Source organism: Brevibacillus sp. MS2.2, assembly GCF_013284345.1.
GTDB lineage: Bacteria > Bacillota > Bacilli > Brevibacillales > Brevibacillaceae > Brevibacillus > Brevibacillus brevis_C.
The window spans coordinates 39,018-57,940 of record NZ_JABSUZ010000014.1 but is presented as its reverse complement, the minus strand read 5'-3'; the positions used below and the strand labels follow the sequence as shown (position 1 = coordinate 57,940).

26 protein-coding genes and 1 tRNA gene are annotated in these 18,923 nt (G+C 47.2%); 26 read left to right on the top strand and 1 reads right to left on the bottom strand.

Going from position 1 to position 18,923, the window contains the following annotated elements:
• Nucleotides 1–15 precede the first annotated feature (15 nt).
• The 13 genes from HP568_RS14990 (at nucleotide 16) to HP568_RS14930 (ending at nucleotide 10,078) form a co-directional block, all read left to right on the top strand.
• On the top strand, nucleotides 16–696 hold the full coding sequence (locus tag HP568_RS14990) for a flagellar brake protein (RefSeq protein ID WP_235617736.1): 681 nt from the start codon (nucleotides 16–18) through the stop codon (nucleotides 694–696).
• Nucleotides 697–712: 16 nt separating this feature from the next.
• Complete coding sequence (locus HP568_RS14985; RefSeq protein WP_235617678.1) at nucleotides 713–904, top strand: hypothetical protein; 192 nt, start codon at nucleotides 713–715, stop codon at nucleotides 902–904.
• Nucleotides 905–1,112: 208 nt separating this feature from the next.
• A complete protein-coding gene (gene cmk / locus HP568_RS14980) occupies nucleotides 1,113–1,784 on the top strand; it encodes a (d)CMP kinase (protein WP_007716486.1) in 672 nt (223 codons plus the stop codon).
• Complete coding sequence (locus tag HP568_RS14975) at nucleotides 1,781–2,374, top strand: lysophospholipid acyltransferase family protein (RefSeq protein ID WP_173629485.1); 594 nt, start codon at nucleotides 1,781–1,783, stop codon at nucleotides 2,372–2,374. The genes cmk and HP568_RS14975 overlap by 4 nt, the downstream gene beginning before the upstream one ends.
• Before the next feature lie 185 nt (nucleotides 2,375–2,559).
• Complete coding sequence (gene rpsA, locus HP568_RS14970) at nucleotides 2,560–3,732, top strand: 30S ribosomal protein S1 (protein ID WP_048032621.1); 1,173 nt, start codon at nucleotides 2,560–2,562, stop codon at nucleotides 3,730–3,732.
• Nucleotides 3,733–3,808: 76 nt separating this feature from the next.
• A complete protein-coding gene (fni, locus tag HP568_RS14965; RefSeq protein WP_173629484.1) occupies nucleotides 3,809–4,861 on the top strand; it encodes a type 2 isopentenyl-diphosphate Delta-isomerase in 1,053 nt (350 codons plus the stop codon).
• An 85-nt stretch (nucleotides 4,862–4,946) separates the two neighbouring features.
• A complete protein-coding gene (locus HP568_RS14960; protein WP_048032623.1) occupies nucleotides 4,947–5,582 on the top strand; it encodes a YphA family membrane protein in 636 nt (211 codons plus the stop codon).
• A 7-nt stretch (nucleotides 5,583–5,589) separates the two neighbouring features.
• The gene (locus HP568_RS14955) at nucleotides 5,590–6,495 is read left to right on the top strand and encodes a YIEGIA family protein (protein ID WP_173629483.1); all 906 of its coding nucleotides are present in this window, start codon (nucleotides 5,590–5,592) and stop codon (nucleotides 6,493–6,495) included.
• 3 nt (nucleotides 6,496–6,498) lie between these two features.
• Nucleotides 6,499–6,681, top strand: coding sequence for a capping complex subunit for YIEGIA (locus tag HP568_RS14950; RefSeq protein ID WP_048032625.1), 183 nt, complete (start codon nucleotides 6,499–6,501; stop codon nucleotides 6,679–6,681).
• Nucleotides 6,682–6,735: 54 nt separating this feature from the next.
• Nucleotides 6,736–8,049, top strand: a complete 1,314-nt coding sequence (der, locus tag HP568_RS14945; protein ID WP_173629522.1) for a ribosome biogenesis GTPase Der — start codon at nucleotides 6,736–6,738, stop codon at nucleotides 8,047–8,049.
• 15 nt (nucleotides 8,050–8,064) lie between these two features.
• Complete coding sequence (plsY, locus tag HP568_RS14940; RefSeq protein ID WP_048032627.1) at nucleotides 8,065–8,667, top strand: glycerol-3-phosphate 1-O-acyltransferase PlsY; 603 nt, start codon at nucleotides 8,065–8,067, stop codon at nucleotides 8,665–8,667.
• 13 nt (nucleotides 8,668–8,680) lie between these two features.
• Nucleotides 8,681–9,733, top strand: a complete 1,053-nt coding sequence (locus tag HP568_RS14935) for an NAD(P)H-dependent glycerol-3-phosphate dehydrogenase (RefSeq protein ID WP_217366598.1) — start codon at nucleotides 8,681–8,683, stop codon at nucleotides 9,731–9,733.
• Nucleotides 9,734–9,811: 78 nt separating this feature from the next.
• Complete coding sequence (locus HP568_RS14930) at nucleotides 9,812–10,078, top strand: stage VI sporulation protein F (protein WP_007716506.1); 267 nt, start codon at nucleotides 9,812–9,814, stop codon at nucleotides 10,076–10,078.
• A 120-nt stretch (nucleotides 10,079–10,198) separates the two neighbouring features.
• Here the strand turns inward: HP568_RS14930 and HP568_RS14925 are convergent, their stop codons facing one another.
• The gene (locus HP568_RS14925) at nucleotides 10,199–10,681 is read right to left on the bottom strand and encodes a hypothetical protein (RefSeq protein WP_048032629.1); all 483 of its coding nucleotides are present in this window, start codon (nucleotides 10,679–10,681) and stop codon (nucleotides 10,199–10,201) included.
• Nucleotides 10,682–10,830: 149 nt separating this feature from the next.
• Between HP568_RS14925 and HP568_RS14920 the strand changes: the two genes are divergently transcribed.
• The 13 genes from HP568_RS14920 to HP568_RS14860 all read left to right on the top strand — a co-directional run bounded on the left by HP568_RS14920 (nucleotide 10,831) and on the right by HP568_RS14860 (nucleotide 18,876).
• On the top strand, nucleotides 10,831–11,004 hold the full coding sequence (locus tag HP568_RS14920; protein WP_235617679.1) for a DUF2768 family protein: 174 nt from the start codon (nucleotides 10,831–10,833) through the stop codon (nucleotides 11,002–11,004).
• A 12-nt stretch (nucleotides 11,005–11,016) separates the two neighbouring features.
• Entirely contained in the window at nucleotides 11,017–11,313 is a 297-nt protein-coding gene (locus HP568_RS14915; protein ID WP_048032630.1) for a 2Fe-2S iron-sulfur cluster-binding protein, read from the top strand.
• Nucleotides 11,314–11,329: 16 nt separating this feature from the next.
• Nucleotides 11,330–11,677: a 2Fe-2S iron-sulfur cluster-binding protein gene (locus HP568_RS14910; protein WP_048032631.1), complete on the top strand. Its 348-nt coding sequence runs from the start codon at nucleotides 11,330–11,332 to the stop codon at nucleotides 11,675–11,677.
• Nucleotides 11,678–11,693: 16 nt separating this feature from the next.
• A complete protein-coding gene (locus tag HP568_RS14905) occupies nucleotides 11,694–12,422 on the top strand; it encodes a hypothetical protein (RefSeq protein ID WP_056492770.1) in 729 nt (242 codons plus the stop codon).
• Nucleotides 12,423–12,602: 180 nt separating this feature from the next.
• Nucleotides 12,603–14,081 (top strand): stage IV sporulation protein A, encoded by a 1,479-nt coding sequence (gene spoIVA, locus HP568_RS14900; protein ID WP_039960052.1) that lies wholly within the window; start codon nucleotides 12,603–12,605, stop codon nucleotides 14,079–14,081.
• A 237-nt stretch (nucleotides 14,082–14,318) separates the two neighbouring features.
• Nucleotides 14,319–14,591 carry an HU family DNA-binding protein gene (locus HP568_RS14895; RefSeq protein ID WP_005831316.1) on the top strand — a complete coding sequence of 91 codons (273 nt, stop codon included), beginning with the start codon at nucleotides 14,319–14,321 and terminating at the stop codon, nucleotides 14,589–14,591.
• Between the two features lie 207 nt (nucleotides 14,592–14,798).
• A complete protein-coding gene (gene folE, locus HP568_RS14890; protein ID WP_173629482.1) occupies nucleotides 14,799–15,362 on the top strand; it encodes a GTP cyclohydrolase I FolE in 564 nt (187 codons plus the stop codon).
• A 69-nt stretch (nucleotides 15,363–15,431) separates the two neighbouring features.
• Nucleotides 15,432–15,508 (top strand) — tRNA-Pro (locus HP568_RS14885).
• A gap of 111 nt (nucleotides 15,509–15,619) precedes the next feature.
• The gene (locus HP568_RS14880) at nucleotides 15,620–16,330 is read left to right on the top strand and encodes a lytic transglycosylase domain-containing protein (protein ID WP_173629481.1); all 711 of its coding nucleotides are present in this window, start codon (nucleotides 15,620–15,622) and stop codon (nucleotides 16,328–16,330) included.
• Nucleotides 16,331–16,367: 37 nt separating this feature from the next.
• Nucleotides 16,368–16,598: a trp RNA-binding attenuation protein MtrB gene (gene mtrB / locus HP568_RS14875; protein WP_047068979.1), complete on the top strand. Its 231-nt coding sequence runs from the start codon at nucleotides 16,368–16,370 to the stop codon at nucleotides 16,596–16,598.
• Between the two features lie 76 nt (nucleotides 16,599–16,674).
• Nucleotides 16,675–17,190 carry a hypothetical protein gene (locus HP568_RS14870; RefSeq protein ID WP_173629480.1) on the top strand — a complete coding sequence of 172 codons (516 nt, stop codon included), beginning with the start codon at nucleotides 16,675–16,677 and terminating at the stop codon, nucleotides 17,188–17,190.
• A gap of 125 nt (nucleotides 17,191–17,315) precedes the next feature.
• On the top strand, nucleotides 17,316–18,152 hold the full coding sequence (locus HP568_RS14865) for a heptaprenyl diphosphate synthase component 1 (RefSeq protein WP_048032634.1): 837 nt from the start codon (nucleotides 17,316–17,318) through the stop codon (nucleotides 18,150–18,152).
• A 4-nt stretch (nucleotides 18,153–18,156) separates the two neighbouring features.
• Nucleotides 18,157–18,876 (top strand): demethylmenaquinone methyltransferase, encoded by a 720-nt coding sequence (locus HP568_RS14860; protein WP_048032635.1) that lies wholly within the window; start codon nucleotides 18,157–18,159, stop codon nucleotides 18,874–18,876.
• Nucleotides 18,877–18,923 lie beyond the last annotated feature (47 nt).

Sequence of the window (18,923 nt, the reverse complement as noted above, 5' to 3'; positions counted from 1 at the left end):
AACAGTTACATTATGATGCTTCCACGAATAGGACAAACAATAAGACTAAACTTCACGAGTTCCTCAGAAGAAACGGAGCTGCAAACTTTCAAAAGCCGTGTGGCTGATTTGAAGGACGATGTAGCTTCCATCGAGTTGCCAACCAGCGAAAACACTGGACGGACTGGGGTATTTCAACCAGGGACAGAATGCTTGGTTTGGTATGTTGGCGAGGATGGCTCACGCTATGAATTCCGCTCTGCGATTGTCGGCAGGCAAAACAATCACATTCCTGTTCTGCTTTTGCAACTGCCGGCGAAAGAGGAGATTGTGCGCACACAGCGACGAAACTACTTGAGAATTGACACTACAGTAGACATCGCAGTCAAACTGGACGATCCGATTCGACGCTATCATTTTCTAGCACGAACGCTGGATATCAGCGGTGGAGGGCTGTCTTTTAGCTGTGAGGAAAGCTATCATTTGAAGGAAAAAGACAACTTGCACGTCTGGATTTCCCTTCCAAGCAAAAATGGACAGGTTCAACATGCTTTTGTAGAGATGGAAATCGTCAGACAAAAACCGGCGGAAGAAAAAGGTTTGCACCAATGGATTTCGGGTAAGTTCACCCAAATCAGTGAGCAAGATCGGGCAAAAGTTGTTAGAGCGTGCTACGAGAGACAGCTAGAGCTTCGCAAAAAAGGCGTTGTGGATTGACGCTTCATCTGAGGAAGTGACCCTATTGACCAGCCAGTACAATGATCGTTTTTGCAGCTTTTCCAAACGGGTAGAAAAAGGCATCATGATTGGAATTGTCGTATGTGCGATTGTACTGACTATAGGCGAAGTTCTCATTCAGTACGTACCCGCAAGACTAGTATTAATTGAAACAGAGCGCTTGGAAGGCGTGTCAAGTGAGCCCTAAAGGTTTGCGCATGCTTCCATACTATGGTACTATTATAGATAACATAGAAAACGGTCTTGAATCGTTTTTTGTAGACCGCGAGTGGTCACAGCCAATTTCGAAAAACGCTATATCGTTTTTCATCACACAAAGAATGGGAAAGGGCTTCGACAGAAGCTTTTCTTGTTTTATTCCCATCCGAACTAACGTACATAGCAGGTGAGAAGTAATGAACATTGCCATTGATGGACCAGCGGGAGCAGGCAAAAGCACTGTCGCCCAAAAAGTAGCGGGACAACTGGAATACGTGTACATTGACACAGGTGCCATGTATCGTGCCCTCGCTTGGGCAGTCCACCATCATCAGCTCCCTATCAACGATGAGTCTGCAGTTTCCGAACTTTTGCAAAAAAACAAGATTCAACTGGTTCGGGAAAACGGACAACAACATGTATACTGGAATGAAATCGATGTCACGAGCTGGATACGTTCCACAGAAGTGAGCCAGTACGCCTCGATTGTAGCGAGCTACGGTTCCGTACGTGAACAAATGCTTGTGCTCCAGCGGCGATTGGCTACTCAAGGTAATGTCGTCATGGACGGCAGAGATATCGGTACTCATGTTTTGCCTGATGCAGATGTGAAGATATTTCTGACGGCCTCCATCCAAGAGCGTGCAGAACGCCGCTGGAAGGAACTTCTCGCAAAAGGTACCCAGACAGACTTGGCAGAGCTGGAAAAAGAAATTGAAGAGCGAGATCGACGGGACATGCAGAGAGAAGTCGCACCGTTGCGCCAGGCGGAAGATGCCGTTTTGGTAGACACAACAGGAATGACCATTGATCAGGTGGTCGATCGCATCTTGCAAATCTGCGAGCGAACGGGAGAGTCAACCCATTGAGTTACTATCGTTTATTCAGAGGTTTTTTTCGCATCATTTTTTCGCTTGTCTTTCGTTGGCAAGTGATCGGGCGTGAACATATACCTAAGGAAGGCCCAGTGATCCTTTGTGCCAACCACATATCTTTGTGGGACCCACCTCTTCTCGGGAGTGGTATCGAGCGTCAGGTTCATTTCATGGCCAAAGAAGAGCTTTTCAAAATTCCGGTCTTATCCTTTCTCATTACCAAATTCGGTGCATTTCCGGTCAAACGGGGTGCAGGAGATCGTGCGGCGATTCGCACGACTCTCAAACTGCTGGAAGATGGAAAAATCTTTGGAATCTTTCCTGAGGGAACCCGCAGCAAAACAGGGGAACCAGGAGAAGCGATGCCGGGTGTAGCGATGTTCGCTCTCAAGTCAGAAGCTGCGGTCATTCCGGTAGCCATTATCGGGCCATATCGACCGTTTCGTTCCATTAAGATCGTTTACGGTAACCCGATCGATCTGACTCAACTGCGCGAGGCCAAATCAAGCGCTGATACGTTGAAGGAAGCGAGCGATCTGATTATGGAGAACATCAAGCAATTACGGAACCAGCATCTCTCTTAGCAAACGGTATAGAATTGCTAAAGGGACGAATACTAAATCTGCTGGAACTTACTGGCTTCATCAGTACTAACTGCCAGCCATCAGGCGACAGTTAAAAATATACATGCTCCCGCTTCATGTAGTGAGGTTGTTTACAACCTGTACATAGACGTTTGGGACTGGATGGTATTAAGGAGGTCTTTTGAATGATGGAAGAAACGAACGTAAGCTTGACGGATGCAACAACCATTTCAGTAGGAGATGTCGTAAAAGCAACCGTAACAAAAGTTGAGGACAAACAAGCGCTTGTAGATCTAGGTTACAAGTACGATGGTCTGATTCCTATCAGCGAACTGTCTCCACTGCATGTTGAAAAGGTATCTGATGTAGTAGCGGTTGGTGATACTTTCGAAGTGAAAGTCATCAAGCTAAACGACGAGAAAGAAGAGCTCGTTGTCTCCAAGAAAGCCGTGGCGATGGAATCCTCTTGGTCTGATCTTGAGCAGAAAATGCAAGCGGGTGAAATCATCGAAGCGACTGTAAAGGAAGTAGTGAAGGGCGGCCTGGTTGTTGATGTAGGCGTTCGCGGCTTCATTCCGGCTTCCATGGTAGAGCGTCATTTTGTTGAAGATTTCTCTGATTACAAAGGGAAAACATTGGCTTTAAAAGTAGTAGAAATGGATAAGGAAAAGAATAAAGTTATCCTGTCCCACAAAGCGGTTTTGGAAGATGAAGTAAAAGTGCAAAAGCAATCCATTATGGATAAAATCCAAGTGGGTCAAGTATTGGAAGGAACGGTTCAGCGCATGACCGATTTCGGCGTATTCGTGGATATCGGTGGAGTTGATGGATTGGTTCACGTATCTGAACTTGCTTGGAACCGTGTAGATAAGCCGTCCGATGTCGTGAAGGAAGGCGACAAGGTACAAGTGAAGGTCCTCAAAATTGACCGTGAAAACGAGCGCATTGGCCTTAGCATTAAGGAAACGCAAGCAGGTCCATGGGCGAACGTAGCAGAAGATTTCAAAGCGGGCTCTATTTTGAATGGAACGGTTAAACGTTTGGTATCCTTCGGTGCATTTATTGAGCTGGCTCCTGGAATCGAAGGCCTCGTACACATCTCCCAAATCGCAAATCGCCGGGTGAATACACCGGGTGAGGTGTTGAAAGAGGGCCAAGAAGTACAGGTGAAAGTTTTGGATGTTGTTCCGCAAGAACAGCGCATTAGCCTCAGCATCCGTGCAGTAGAAGAAGACCGTGTGGAGCAGGCAGAACGTGCGAGCAAGCGTGAACAGCAACAATTCACGCAAGAAAACAACCAACCAATGGGCGTGACATTGGGTGAGTTGTTTGGTGACCTGAAAGACAAGTTCAAGTAAGCTAAAAAGTAGGATTCATGGGGATACGCTCTGGCGTATCCCTTTTTTCTGGGAGTGAAAGTCTAGGAGGGGTACAATGGATCGTCGCTCGATTAGAAAACTGGACCATATTCGAAATGCTCTTGTCACTGGGGAAGATGCTGCGAATAGCTTTGATGATGTTAGTTTTGTTCCGAATAGCTTGCCGAATACTGCGTTTGCTGAATCCTCACTGGACACCGAGATCGCATCCTTGCGACTTTCCTCACCGATTATGATTAATGCGATGACGGGTGGAGCTGGTGGGACTACGCAGATTAATCAAAAACTGGCGATCATTGCGAGGGAACGCAATCTGGCTATGGCAGTTGGCTCACAAATGGCCGCACTGCGTGATCCGGAGGTTATGGATAGCTATCGGATTGTCAGAAAGGAACATCCACAGGGAATCCTGTTTGCAAATGTTGGGGCGGAGGCGACAGTGGAGCAGGCAACAGCAGCAGTGGAGATGATAGAAGCGAACGGACTGCAAATCCATCTGAATGTCATGCAAGAACTGTTGATGCCTGAGGGAGATCGGGATTTTCGCGGCTATCTCGAGCGAATTCAAGCGATCAGCGAGAGCCTGGATGTGCCGGTTCTTGTCAAAGAAGTCGGTTTTGGCATGGCAAAGGAATCAATCGAGAAGCTAATGGAAATCGGGATCAGAACAATCGATGTGGGTGGAAGAGGCGGAACAAATTTTGCTCAAGTCGAAAATATGCGAAGTGATCATCCTCACGCCATGTTCGAGGATTGGGGATTCACGACGGTGGAGAGCTTGCTAGAAGCGAGTACTGTCGGTCATCCGGGAATGTCGTACATAGCAACAGGGGGTGTTCGTCATGGACTAGATGTAGTCAAAGCTGCTTCTTTAGGTGCGTCTGCTGTCGGGATGGCTGGGGCAATGCTACGTCTGGTACAACGCGAATCTCTGGAAGAATGCTTGTCTACCGTCGACAGATGGCATCATCAAATTCGTGTGGCGATGACGGCACTAGGATTGAAAGGTCTGGCAGACGCGGTTTGTACTCCTGTTATGATCACGGGAAAAACAGCGGAGAGAGCTAGGCTTCGCCACATGCAATTGGAGAGACTGGCGCAACGTTAGTTAGTGGACGAGCATTCGATTCATGAAATTTCCTTGGTTGAGGCATACTTTTGGGGGAGACAACCATCATTTTGAGGAGATGAACATGAACGAGGGAACCGTTGCGATCCTCATCCAGTGGTCTTTGCTGTGTCTTGTCTGGATGGGAAGCTTTGACTTGCAACTGCGAAACATGAAGATGGAACGCAGACGAGTGCTCGCAGTGATCAGCGCATTTTTAATTTGTACGTTTGTTAACTGGGAAATCTATTTTGCCCCCATTCAAGTTAGTCTAAGTGGAACGATATTGCCACTGATCGCAAGCATTGTCCTTTACACCAAGCTCATGGCCAAAATACGTAGATTGTACTTGCTGAGTGCGCTGGCAACGGCCCTTTTGCTATTTTGGCTGCGCTGGCTGTTTTTTACCGATCCGATCCTGCTGTTTTGGGATGAGCGGATCATCGTACCCGCTGTTGGAGTCTGTACGATTTTTTTGATGAGCAGAACGAATCTGGGACAACTGTTTCAGCTCACGCTTGCCATGCCACTTGCAGATGCGATACATTCGCTCTATTTTTGGAAATTGTCGGGTTCCTGTCACTGGGGATCGGAGTATGCGCAAGATTTGCTGTGGAGTGGCATATCACTATGGGCTCTCGTCAGCATAGTCTGGTCTGCGATTCGTCGTATCCTTGGTAGAACAGAAACAGAGTCTTCCCATTCCGATACGGGCAGGTGACGCTAGAGTGTTGAAGGAATTGCTAGCATATGAATATGTTTTTCCATTAGTTATGGGCTTCCTATTCGGCATTATGTGCCGGATTCATCTTTTGCGAACAGATTATCGTCAATATCCAACTTACCCCCACGGAAAAATTATTCACGTTTCACTTGGGGTGATCGCGTCCGCGCTCGGAGCGTTAGCGATTCCCGCTCTGCTCAAAGAGAATTACACGGCAGTCACATTTTTGACGGTAGCTGCGCAGCAATTCCGCGATGTTCGGAACATGGAACGAACTACGCTCACGGAGATCGATAAGCAGGAGCTGGTACCTCGTGGAGGTCCCTACATCGAAGGAATCGCAATGGTGTTTGAAGGACGCAATTACATGGTCATGTTTACCTCGTTGGTGACCACGACGGCTACCATTCTTTTTCATTGGTGGGGGGGTGTCATTGCAGGTGTCATCGCCTTGTTGATTTCTCGCAAGCTGCGGTCTGGAAAAACACTGTCGCTGATTGCAGAGATTGAGCCGGGGGAAGTGAGAGTAGAAGGAAGAGACTTGTATGTGAACGACATTTACATCATGAACGTCGGGTTGGCAGATGCCCAAGAGATCATACGTGAGCAAGGTGTGGGTTTTATTCTGACACCGAGGGATGCCAATGCCAAGGTCACGATTGCCCATCCAGGACAGCGACAAGCGATATTGCACGATGTCGCAACGCAGCTCGGGGTATATACAGATACGGGAGAGCCATCTCTAACACCATTGGTAAAACGTGATATACAGTCAGGGAGACTGGGTGTATTTTTATTGCCGCAAGAAAAAGATCTGGAACGAGCAACGTCCGTCATTCGTGCAGTCCCGATTCTCGAAAGCGTCTTCCGAATGCCAACGAAGACTAGAATCGTGAAAAAGGAGCTGTAGGCCATGAGAGGATTAATCTTGGCGGTGATTACGACGAACAAAGACAGGATAGCGGGTGGTGTCCCGATTTTTATCGAGTCTACTACGGAGGGTATGCAGCAAACAGCTTTTACGCTCGAAAAGATACTGGACGCGATGGTGCATGAAGTGAGTGACGATACCCTTATCATTGTTCGGCATAAGTAGTGTATGGTATGATTAGCTAGTCAAAACGTAAAATGAGAGAGAGTGTTGTTGATTATGGGATTACCAGTGGTAGCCATTGTGGGGAGACCCAACGTGGGGAAGTCCACGATTTTTAACAGATTGATTGGCGAACGAGTCGCGATCGTGGAGGATATGCCGGGAGTAACCCGTGACCGCCTGTACGGGAAAGGTGAATGGTTAACTCATACTTTCCATGTGATTGATACCGGTGGAATTGAGTTTGGCGAGACCGACGAGATTCTTACACAGATGCGTTACCAGGCAGAGCTTGCGATTGACGAAGCAGATGTCATCATTATGATTGCAGATAGCCGCACAGGGGTGACGGATGCGGATGTTGAACTGTCACGGATGCTGAATCGGACAGGAAAACCTGTCGTACTCGCGGTGAACAAAGCGGATAATCCGGAAATGCGTGCGGATATTTACGATTTTTATTCCTTGGGCTTGGGCGAGCCATTCCCTGTCTCGGGTAGCCACGGTCTTGGCTTGGGCGATATGCTGGAAGAAGTGGTTCAGCATTTCCCAGCAGAGGATGACGAAGAGAAAAGAGACGATGTTATTCGTGTATCTATCATCGGCCGTCCAAACGTCGGGAAGTCTTCCTTGACGAATGCGATTCTCGGTGAAGAGCGAGTCATTGTCAGTGATGTTGCCGGAACGACCCGTGATGCGATCGATACGCCATTCGAGCGTGATGACCAAAGCTACATTCTCGTAGATACGGCAGGTATGCGCAAGCGTGGTAAAGTGTATGAAACAACGGAAAAATACAGTGTGATGCGTGCGATGCGTTCCATTGAAGATTCCGATGTCGTGCTTGTTGTCATTAACGGGGAAGAGGGCATTATTGAGCAGGACAAGAAGATCGCGGGTTATGCACATGAGGCTGGCCGTGGTGTCATTATTATCGTGAACAAATGGGATGCGATTGAAAAAGACGACAAAACGATGCAACGCTTTACAGAATTGATTCGCGAAGAATTCAAATACCTGGATTACGCTCCGATCCTGTATGTGTCAGCAAAATCGAAGCAACGTGTCCATACGATTCTACCGAAGGTCAATGAAGTAGCTCAAGCACATGCGATGCGCATTCCTACCGCGGTTCTTAATGATTTGGTAACAGATGCGACGATCCGCACGCCTCCACCATCTGATCGCGGCAAACGCTTGAAGATCAACTATGCGACTCAAGCAACAGTGAAACCACCGACGTTCATTCTGTTTGTGAACGATCCGGAACTAATGCACTTCTCCTATGAACGTTACATAGAGAACAAGATCCGTGAAGCTTTTGTGTTTGAAGGCACACCAGTTAGAATCTGGACACGGAAAAAAACGTAGGGAGAGAAAAACGCCATGGTGTTATTATCCTGGGTGCTTAGCTATTTAATCGGTTCAATTAGCTTTAGCTATCTTATCGCCAAAAAAGTCGCAGGAATTGACATACGTTCTCATGGCAGCGGAAATGCCGGTGCAACCAATACCCTAAGGGTGTTAGGAAAAGGCCCCGGCATTGCCGTTCTCCTTCTTGATGCACTAAAAGGAATAGCTGCGATGGGACTGACTCACCTGATGACAGGAGACCCGGCAGCGTATGCAGTGGCAGGCTTGTTTGTTATTGCCGGTCACAATTGGCCGATCTTTTTTGGATTCCGCGGAGGGAAAGGCATTGCGACCACACTAGGTGTCGTGTTAGGGTTTTCTCCCTTGGCATTTTTGATCGCTGCCGTGTTGGCTATCATAGTCATTGCGATCACTCGCTTTGTTTCATTAGGATCATTGGTTATCGTAACGGTTATTCCATTTAGCCTTTACTTGTTGGACAAACCTGTTTCCTTTATTTGGGCGAGCTTGGCGATCGCAATCTTTGCTTACATTCGTCATTATAATAATATCCGCAATCTTCTTTCAGGAAACGAACGGAAACTAGGAGATAAGTCCAACCGAAAGCTGGGATAATGTACGAACGGACATGAGAAAAGTGGAGGGGGACGTATTGATTCAAAATGTTACGGTGATTGGTGCTGGAAGCTGGGGAACGGCACTTGCTACAGTTTTGGCGGACAACGGGCATCAGGTTACGCTTTGGGTACGTGATACCAAGCTGGCAGAAGAAATAAACAGCAAGCATGTGAATGAAAAGTACCTGCCGGGAGAAACGCTTTCAGCAAACATAGTGGCAACGACCAACATTCAAGAGGCTGTAATAGGCAAGCGAATCGTTCTTCTCGTTGTTCCTTCCCATGCCATGCGCCAAATCTGTCAACAAGTAGCTCCGTACTTAGAACCGGATGTCCTTTTGATTCATGCGACAAAAGGCTTTGAACTGGAAAGTCTGAAGCGAATGTCAGAAGTCATTGCGGAAGAAGTGCCGAAAGAGATTGCGTCCAGATTGGCTGTGTTGTCAGGACCAAGCCATGCCGAGGAAGTAGTCAAACGGCAACCAACGACAGTGGTAATGGCGTCTGAATCGGAAGAAAGCATGCTGCGCTCTCAAGATTTGCTGATGAATACGAATTTTCGTGTGTATACCAACCCGGATTTGATTGGCGCTGAGATCGCTGGAGCGTTGAAGAACATCATTGCACTTGGAGCAGGGATGTCTGATGGCTTAGGGTATGGAGACAACGCCAAGGCAGCCTTGTTGACCCGTGGATTGGCGGAAATTAGCCGTCTGGGCATCAAGCTCGGTGCGAAGCCGCTTACGTTTTCAGGTCTGGCTGGTGTTGGCGATTTGATTGCCACATGTACGAGTAAACACAGCCGAAACTGGCGTGCAGGCTATATGCTCGGACAAGGAAAAAAACTCGATGACGTACTGGCACAGATGGGGATGGTCGTCGAAGGTGTTCGCACGACAAATGCAGCTTTTTCCTTATCGCAACGCGAGCAGGTTGAAATGCCAATCACTTCTGTTCTGTATGGCATGCTGTTTGAAGGAAAAGAAGCTCGTCAAGGCGTGGAAGAACTGATGGGGCGCGGAAAAACCTTTGAAATGGCGTACCTCAATCCCGATGCGGAATAAGTCATGAATGAAGTATCACCGATTTAGGCTTCTGCACATACGATAGGGTGAAAGCCCATGTGCAGGAGGAGAGTTCACATGAATAATATGTCAAAACGACTTTTTGAGCGCTTGCAAGGGAAAGCAACGGAAAATGTCGATGAAGAAAAGCTTCGTTCACTAGCGGGTCAGGTCAAGCGCAGTGATTTTGAAGACGAGACCAAGCTACGTCAAATCATTCGCACACTGGCTACCCTTAGCGGCAAGCAATTAACTCCTGAAAAAGAGGATAAGGTCATTGAAATGTTTCGCAATCAGGAAATCAATCTAGGTGACATGTCCACTTTGACCAAGCTGCTCAAATAAGAGAAATGGGCGATTATGCCCGTTACCTGCAACAAAAACCGTCATACAGTAAGACTAGGAACAATCATGGCTCTACAGGGACATGGCTGACCTACAGATTGCAAGAAAAAAAGAGGGATCTTATCCCTCTTTTTTTCGTTCCTTGGAGTTGCTGCTAACCTGTGTAATCAGGTTTTGGACCAAAGGGGATTGCAGGAGACCGAGTAATTGCCCGATATCTATATTGGCCAAAAGGCTACCTAGACCTGATTCCTGCGGTGGTGTTTCAGCTACCTTTTGTGGCTCTGGAGCAGCTTTGCGTTTACCAGCAGTAGCAGGCTTTTCGGCAACGACCTCAGGCTCGGGTGTGCGTTTTCCGAGGTTCTCAATCATCTCCATCGCCCCGTACAACGAATCCATCGTGTCTTCTACCTGCCGAATCGTGCTGCCGATCCCTTTGATGTTATGGCGCATTTTCGTAACAGAGGTGCGCAAATCAACCGCGGGCAGGATTCTTTTCGGTGAAATGGAAAGGGAGACATTTTCGACTTGGTCGCTTAATTTTTTGCTGGGTATAGGTGCATATGGATTCCGCCATTTTCGATTATTTACTTTATTACTCAACGTTTCATCCCTCCAATGGGCGCATTCATCACGATAGTCTATGCGAATGTCTAGTATTAGGTTCGCAAGCGTCAGACGAAGAGGGGGATTTATGGTATAATAAAGCAAAAAATGCAAAGGATGCTGCAGTCCCGATGTATATTGATCCTATGACAAAGATGAACATTTCCTTAATCGCCATTGGACTCATGTTCGTCTGCAATTTAGTTATGATCTTTGCCAGAAAAATATCCAATGGGTTTTTGCGGTTCCTTGTGAAGACCTTCGCATTCTTACTATTACTCGTCGTGCTTGTCATGATTTTGATTGTGATTTTTGTCTAGGGAGGATTATTGATGTCAACGATCACACTACTTACTCGTGCAGGCAGTCATGAAGTCTCGATCGAGATGGATCAATCCATTGTTGCTCTTGCGAAAAAGAACAACGTCGTGTGGGGTCATGCATGCCAAAGAGGTGTATGTGCACAATGCCGTACACTTGTTGTAGAAGGGGCAGCGTACTTAAACGAAGTGACACCAGAAGAAAAACTGCGTTTGCGCAAGGCGGAACGCGCAGAAGGCTACAGATTAGGCTGCCAGACGAAGATTGTTTCAGAAGGAGCAGTCAAGGTAGCTCATCGGCCGTACTAGTAAAGGAAGTGACAATATGGGGAAAGTAACCTTTCTCCCGAGCAAGAAGAGTGTGAAGGCGCGCACAGGGCAAACCTTGGTCGGTGTAGCCTCGTCAGCTCGCGTCGTAATCCCGCAGAGATGCGGTGGACACGCATCTTGTCTGATGTGCCGCGTGGTCGTTGAGAATGGCCTGCTGTGCCCGCCAACGGTGCTGGAAAAGCGCAAGCTGCCTGAAAAGGATCTCGCAAATGGGATTCGTTTGGCCTGTCAGGCAAAAACGACGGAAAAGGATTGTACGGTCAGGATTCCAGAAAGCAAGCTGAAATCAGTGGTAGCGGCTGCACTCGAGCGACAACGCAAAGAAAATGAAGATGGAATGTAAGAGGTGTATACATAAGATGTGGCAATCGTGGCGAAAATCGTTCAAGCTGGTGATCAGTTTGACGATTCTGTCTTCCCTTTTATCCGGATGCTTGTACCCGGATGAGCGCAGAGCAGAGAATCAAATTCCTAGTACTTTTTTTGTAGAAGCAACACAAAAAGCGATTGAGCAATTCCAAAAAGACACAGCAGTGTTGCCAATCGTAACGAAATCCCTCGATACTCCTATTTTTGAGAAATACGAGATTGATTTCCGCAAGATGATACCTAAATACATGCCGGATGTACCTGGGAACGCATTTGAAAAAGGTGGTGTATATAAGTACGTCCTGATTGACGTAGATACAAAGCCGACAGTGAAGCTCATTCATTTGACTGCTGTCAGTACAGTAGCAGATGTACAGAGCGAGGTAGACCGTTACAAGGGACATTTCGAAAAGCTGCCTGTTCTCGCTGACCTGGGGAATGGATACTATTCCATCGATCATGAGCGGCTCGGGTTAAAAGCGTGGCAGGTGCCGTCCACGATGGGGACTTACTTATTGCCACTAGTCATGAACGCTGAAGGACAAGTCGGGATTGATTATGCTTCGGATATCGCGCAATTGCTTCGGGATACAAAAGTAACCGTGCCAGAAAAAACAGACCCGCGATACGTGCTGGCGCGCAATTCCATGTTCGTACCCGCGAAATCGTTTCCCTATGAAATGGTCGATGGTGAACCGAAGCTTCTCAAACTAAATTAACTTCACGAAAAACGACTCTGCGCAGGGTCGTTTTTTTTGTTCTAGTTAACGCAAAAATACATATATTTGTACTGTCCACAAAACTAGTACGAGATTCCCTACGAAAATACTGGCGGTCAGGGATAATTCGGAAAATCGGTCATAGTGTAAAAATAGACAAATAGAAGGAGGTCATCGATGGTGGAACGAGTCGACATCTTTAAAGACATTGCCGAACGGACGGGCGGAGACATCTACCTCGGAGTGGTAGGCCCTGTTCGTACGGGAAAGTCGACCTTTATCAAGCGGTTTATGGAGCAAGTTGTCATTCCGAATATCAACTCTGAAGCGGAGCGGATACGAGCGACAGACGAGTTGCCGCAGAGCGCTTCAGGACGAACAATCATGACAACCGAACCCAAATTTGTTCCGAATCAGGCCGTAAACGTACATGTGACAGAAGGACTCAGCATCAATGTCCGCCTCGTTGACTGCGTTGGCTATACGGTGCAAGGGGCAAAGGGCTTTGAAGACGACAATGGCCCAAGAATGGTAAATACACCTTGGTATGAAGAGCCTGTACCATTTGAGGAAGCGGCCGAAGTCGGGACACGCAAGGTTATCCAGGAACACTCAACCATCGGGATCGTTGTGACAACGGATGGCAGCATCGCGGAAATCCCGCGTGTAGGATACATCGATGCAGAGGAGCGGGTTGTAAACGAGCTGAAGGAAGTCGGAAAACCGTTCGTGATCGTTGTAAACTCGACGCGTCCGCGCTCCGACGAAGCACAAAACCTGCGTGTACAGCTCCAGGAAAAATACGATGTACCAGTCGTTGCCTTGTCGGTTGATCATATGACAGAGCAGGAAATCTTGCTCCTCATGAGAGAGGTCCTGTTTGAATTCCCAGTTCATGAAGTAAATGTAAATCTGCCGAGCTGGGTAATGGTGCTGGAAAACGGGCACTGGCTGCGTCAGAACTACGAGGAAGCTGTACGAGAGACCGTGCAGGACATCCGCCGGTTACGCGATGTGGACCGTGTCGTCGGCTTCTTCAATGACTATGACTTTGTAGAGAAAGCCTCCCTTGCTGGTATGCACATGGGGCAAGGGATTGCAGAGATTGACCTCTACGCGCCAGATGAACTGTATGACCGCATCTTGATGGAAATTGTCGGTGTAGAGATAAATGGCAAGGATCACTTGCTGAAAATCATGCAGGAATTCGCACACGCCAAGCGCGAGTTTGATCAGGTAGCGGAAGCATTGCACATGGTCCGAAGTACGGGCTACGGTATAGCAGCCCCGTCGTTGCATGAAATGACCTTGGACGAACCTGAACTAATCCGCCAGGGACCGCGCTTTGGAGTCAGGCTCAAAGCAACAGCACCGTCTATTCACATGATTCGGGTGGATGTCGAGTCTGAATTTGCTCCGATTATCGGAACAGAGAAGCAGAGTGAGGAGCTTGTCCGTTATCTGATGCAAGATTTTGACAAAGATCCGCTTTCCATCTGGAACTCCGATATTTTTGGACGCTCGCTCCATTCCATCGTAAGAGAGGGTATTCAGGCAAAAATTACCATGATGCCAGACAACGCCAGGTACAAATTACAGGAGACTTTGGGTCGAATCATCAACGAGGGATCGGGTGGCCTGATAGCGATCATACTCTAATAAATAGTTCTAAAGTCCTATAAACAACAAATATAGGGAAGGCATCTGACATGACGAGATGCCTTTTTTTCTTGTATTTCGTTCAATTTCGACAGGAGGGGCTTGAATTTAAGAAATCGGTGTATTACTATAAGCTTGTCAGATCGGTAAAAACAACCATTCGTGTATAAAACGCTTCGTTTCGGTTAAGAAAAATAATAGCTAGGACTTGGTGTTCTTTGAGGGGAGGTGAATAAAATGAACAAAACAGAACTGATTGCAAAAGTGGCTGAAACCACAGAACTCACCAAGAAAGATGCAACAAAAGCAGTTGATGCAGTTCTTGACGCAATTGCAGATGCATTGAAAACTGGTGACAAAGTCCAACTGATCGGCTTTGGTAACTTCGAAGTTCGTGAACGTGCGGCTCGTAAAGGTCGTAACCCACAAACTGGTGAAGAGATCGAAATCGCTTCCAGCAAAGTACCTGCGTTTAAACCAGGTAAACAACTCAAAGACTCCATCAAGTAGTTGTTTCTTTTGAGAACGAAGCACTTACATAAAAAAATCCACATTGCTAAAATGTGGGTTTTTTTCTGTGTATATACAGTTTGCCTATGGAAATTCTGGTATATCTTTTTGTCTTTTTTTAAACGATATGGTAAGATTGGCTTTGATTGCGAGCAGGCAGACCTTAGTGATGAGAAACAAGGCATATGCCGTTACGTAGGAGGTACAATGATGAACGTCGACTTAGATAAAATACAGCAAGCTGTTCGCATGATCCTAGAGGCAGTGGGGGATGATCCTAATCGTGAAGGAGTGCTGGATACCCCTAAGCGAGTTGCGAAAATGTACGCCGAAGTATTTGAGGGCATGCATATAGACGAAGAGCAGTATTTCGAGACTGTCTTTAGTGAAGATCATGAGGAAATGGTTCTAGTGAAGGACATTCCGTTTTACTCCATGTGTGAGCATCACTTGGTTCCCTTCTTCGGAAAAGCGCATGTCGCTTATGTACCGCGTGGAGGCCGTGTAGTAGGATTGAGTAAACTGGCGCGTGCGGTTGATACCGTAGCAAAACGTCCCCAGTTGCAAGAACGAATTACCGCAACAGTAGCTGACGCGATTATGCGCAAGCTCGATCCACATGGCGTGGTCGTGGTTGTAGAAGCAGAGCATATGTGCATGACGATGCGTGGTGTGAAAAAGCCAGGCTCGAAAACAATTACTTCTGCTGTTCGTGGGATGTTTGAGAAAGATGCGGCTGCCCGTGCAGAAGTATTTAGCTTGATTCGCTGATCAAAATGCAAGAATAAGGAAATTATATTGACTCTATAGGTAAAATATTGTATAGTACGGATGTACAGTCGGGATGTGGCGCAGCCCGGTAGCGCGCACCCTTGGGGTGGGTGAGGTCCAGGGTTCGAATCCCTGCATTCCGACCATCTGCATATAACGATTAGAAGCCTTGAGCAAAGGCTTCTTTTTTATGTAAAATGCCTACTCTCCCAAGTAGTGCCATTTTGCTATTGGCTTCCTGATCTTTCTTTTTTATAATGATAGGTAGACATGCTAGGGAAGGGTTGTTCAAAGCTATGAAGGTGCCTGTATCACTTCAACCATATTTGCAAACATTGCCGCAAACCTATGACGCCTCTTCGCTTTCGTATGGAGACGAGGGGCTCTTCTCGGACATCCTGCAGTCCCAGTTAGCAACAAACGGCCAGCGGGTTATCAGTTCGCAGGAGATTTTGGCCAAGCTAGATGGTTCCAGGAACTGGAAGATCCCTGCCCATATTCAAAATGAGCAGTCCCTGTCTTTTGCAAAAGGGCCATCTGTTCCTACCCCGGAAATCTTGGACAAGATTGATGAGACAGCGAAAGCGATCGGAGTGGACGCTGATCTGGTGAGAGAGGTCGTCAGGGCTGAATCCAATTTCAATCCGAATGTAGAATCTCACGCAGGGGCGAAGGGCTTGATGCAGTTGATGGACAATACGGCAAAAGCCATGCAAGTCCGCAATGTATACGACCCTGATGAAAACCTTGAAGGTGGAACAAAATATTTGAAGTCGCTTTTGGATCGTTATGATGGAGATGTAAAAGTAGCACTTGCTGCTTACAATGCTGGTCCAGGTCGGATGAGTCGTCTGGGAATCAGCAGTGATGACGAGCTTGAAGCGAAGTTTGACCAATTGCCGCAAGAGACACAGCGCTATGTAGACAAGATCATGAGCCGACTGGGGTCAGAAGGGGCATCATACTAGACGTACGCGCATACCGTATTGGTCAGGAGGAAACACATTGGCACAACCATCGGGATTCAATCAGGATTATTTCGTAGTCAAAGCGAAGGAAAATGGCGTTCATGTGATCGGATTAACAAGAGGCTCTGATACGCGTTTTCATCATACAGAGAAGCTCGATAAAGGCGAAGTCATGATTTTTCAATTCACGGAGCACACCTCTGCGATTAAGGTGCGAGGGAAAGCAGTGATTTACTCGCAGCATGGCGTCGTGGATACGACTGAATAAAGAACAAGTCGTTTTACTAAGAAGCAGGCATAGCCTGCTTTTTTTGTTTGTACAATGGAGGAGAGGAGGGATGTCTATGCCGCGCCAATTGTTGATGGCGATTGCTGTTTCCACTTTCTTGGCTCTGATGCTGTCGCTCGTTCCCACAAATCAGTGGATGCAAGCGGATATACCGACATTTCAGTCGGCACGTGCCATTCACTTAAGCGAGCAAAATGCCCTTGATTTGTTTACAAGGATGTCGACACATTATAATATTAAGCGTATAAAATGGGAAAACCCATCGATCTATGTCGATTTTGCGGTGAAACCAGCCGAAAAAGTAGAGTTAAACACCGTCTATCAAGATTTTTACCGTTTGACATACGATTTGCGTACCTATACAGACAATGTCGGGCCCGTGTACTATCGCTTGTTGGAGGAAACGGATCCACCAAAAGAATCGAGATTATTGATTGCCATACAATCGACAACCGGAAATCTCGCAGGACAAGACAAACCATTGACCGATCCTTCAGATATCCAGTCCTTTGTAAGCAGTACATTTCCCATTCGAATCGAGCCGTATTTTTATGAGCGAATTAGTCCCTGATGGAAGAAGTATGGTATGATAGTAGAGACGGCCTTTTGACCGGACGGCAGAGGAAGACCGAAGAGTAAGGAACAGTACGGAACAGGCAGACATCTATAGGTTGTGCAGCTTGTGGAGGAGGACGCATGAGCAAAGAACTTTCCCCGAATGTAGAAGAGGTTCGGTCCATTATCGAACAAATCTACAAGAGAATCACCCATTCCTATGTAGAACATTATGTTGACGTTCCTTCCATGGCGGAAAATCGTCTAGAGCTGTTATACCTTTTTTTGCTGGAACAAGGTATGCCGAAGGAAAAGGCTTCGGTTTTATGTACAGCAACAGGACTTGTCCAATTGGGACTGGACACGCATGAGCTCGTGAAAAATGAGTACGACTCCTCGCAGAACGCGGAGCGAAACCGACAGTTGACCGTACTTGCAGGTGATTATTACAGCAGTCGCTATTATCACCTTCTGGCTTCAGCGGGTGAAATCCAAGCCATTCAAGTGTTGTCGGCAGCCATTCAACGAGTGAACGAAGCGAAAATGAGACTCTACATCGCTGGGCGAGATAGCAAGATTTTATCAGATGAAGAGTACTGGGAACTGCGAAATACGATTGATACGGGCTTATACGTGGCTGTTGTAGAGGAGTATGCCGATTCAGCTGATCGCCGTCGTTTCTGGAGCGATCTGATGAAGGAAACAGCCAAAGTAGAGAGTGTAATCGGAGAGTGGGAGCAGCTCAAATGGCAAGAACAAGTCCCTTTTGGTTTTGCCCGTTTTTTGTTGCAAAAACCCGGGGCTACACTCGCGCAAGTTTTGTCTGGCGTTGAGGGGAAAGCTATCGAATTAATCGGATTGTGTGAGCAAATGGTGCGTACGCTGCATCCGGCAGAGACGCGAAACATGCTTGCATCCATTACGGCACGGTACTCCCATCGGATCAGTCGCTTGAAGAAGGTAATTGAGGAGATGTAGCCAAGTGAACCAGACACAGATGAATGAGAAAGCAGAGTACGTTCACTCCGTTTTCGAGAGCATTGCAAACGATTACGATAAAATGAATAATGTAATCAGCTTTGGCAGTCATATTGCTTGGCGTAATTACACGATGAAGCAGATGAATATCCAGCCAGGGCATACGGCGTTGGATGTTGCTTGTGGTACAGCAGACTGGACCATTGCATTGGCCAAGGCAGTCGGTAAAGAAGGCAGTGTTGTTGGTCTTGATTTTAGCCAAAACATGCTGGATGTAGGGGCATATAAAGTGGCGAACGCAGGTGTTGGCAACAATGTAAAGCTAGTGAACGCAGATGCAATGAATCTGCCTTACGAGGATAATACATTCGACTTTGTGACAATCGGTTTTGCCTTGCGCAATGTACCCGATGTTCAGCAGGTTTTGAATGAAATGGCACGTGTTGTGAAACCGGGCGGTAAAGTCGTTTCTCTGGAAGTGTCCAAGCCCCCATTCATTCCGTACCGGAAGCTATTTTACTTATACTTCTACAAAATCTTGCCATTTATCGCGAAGCTGACAGTCAACAAGTACGAAGAGTATGCATGGCTGCCACAATCCCTGACCAATTTTCCGGACAGTCGCGAGCTGGCAAGCATGTTTCAGAAAGCAGGCTTGGACCCGGTTCAGGTCAAATTGTTTATGGGCGGCGTATCCGCTTTGCATATGGGCACAAAGCCATAGGTTGACGAATACGATGGCGCCAAATGCGTATATGGGGAGTAAACCGG

Coding starts and splice junctions, on each gene's coding strand:
- HP568_RS14990 (WP_235617736.1), top strand. CDS start 16: ATGCTTCCACGAATAGGACAAACAATAAGACTAAACTTCACGAGTTCC.
- cmk (WP_007716486.1), top strand. CDS start 1,113: ATGAACATTGCCATTGATGGACCAGCGGGAGCAGGCAAAAGCACTGTC.
- rpsA (WP_048032621.1), top strand. CDS start 2,560: ATGATGGAAGAAACGAACGTAAGCTTGACGGATGCAACAACCATTTCA.
- fni (WP_173629484.1), top strand. CDS start 3,809: ATGGATCGTCGCTCGATTAGAAAACTGGACCATATTCGAAATGCTCTT.
- HP568_RS14960 (WP_048032623.1), top strand. CDS start 4,947: ATGAACGAGGGAACCGTTGCGATCCTCATCCAGTGGTCTTTGCTGTGT.
- HP568_RS14950 (WP_048032625.1), top strand. CDS start 6,499: ATGAGAGGATTAATCTTGGCGGTGATTACGACGAACAAAGACAGGATA.
- der (WP_173629522.1), top strand. CDS start 6,736: ATGGGATTACCAGTGGTAGCCATTGTGGGGAGACCCAACGTGGGGAAG.
- plsY (WP_048032627.1), top strand. CDS start 8,065: ATGGTGTTATTATCCTGGGTGCTTAGCTATTTAATCGGTTCAATTAGC.
- HP568_RS14935 (WP_217366598.1), top strand. CDS start 8,681: ATGAGAAAAGTGGAGGGGGACGTATTGATTCAAAATGTTACGGTGATT.
- HP568_RS14930 (WP_007716506.1), top strand. CDS start 9,812: ATGAATAATATGTCAAAACGACTTTTTGAGCGCTTGCAAGGGAAAGCA.
- HP568_RS14920 (WP_235617679.1), top strand. CDS start 10,831: ATGACAAAGATGAACATTTCCTTAATCGCCATTGGACTCATGTTCGTC.
- HP568_RS14915 (WP_048032630.1), top strand. CDS start 11,017: ATGTCAACGATCACACTACTTACTCGTGCAGGCAGTCATGAAGTCTCG.
- HP568_RS14910 (WP_048032631.1), top strand. CDS start 11,330: ATGGGGAAAGTAACCTTTCTCCCGAGCAAGAAGAGTGTGAAGGCGCGC.
- HP568_RS14905 (WP_056492770.1), top strand. CDS start 11,694: ATGTGGCAATCGTGGCGAAAATCGTTCAAGCTGGTGATCAGTTTGACG.
- HP568_RS14895 (WP_005831316.1), top strand. CDS start 14,319: ATGAACAAAACAGAACTGATTGCAAAAGTGGCTGAAACCACAGAACTC.
- folE (WP_173629482.1), top strand. CDS start 14,799: ATGATGAACGTCGACTTAGATAAAATACAGCAAGCTGTTCGCATGATC.
- HP568_RS14880 (WP_173629481.1), top strand. CDS start 15,620: ATGATAGGTAGACATGCTAGGGAAGGGTTGTTCAAAGCTATGAAGGTG.
- HP568_RS14870 (WP_173629480.1), top strand. CDS start 16,675: ATGCCGCGCCAATTGTTGATGGCGATTGCTGTTTCCACTTTCTTGGCT.
- HP568_RS14865 (WP_048032634.1), top strand. CDS start 17,316: ATGAGCAAAGAACTTTCCCCGAATGTAGAAGAGGTTCGGTCCATTATC.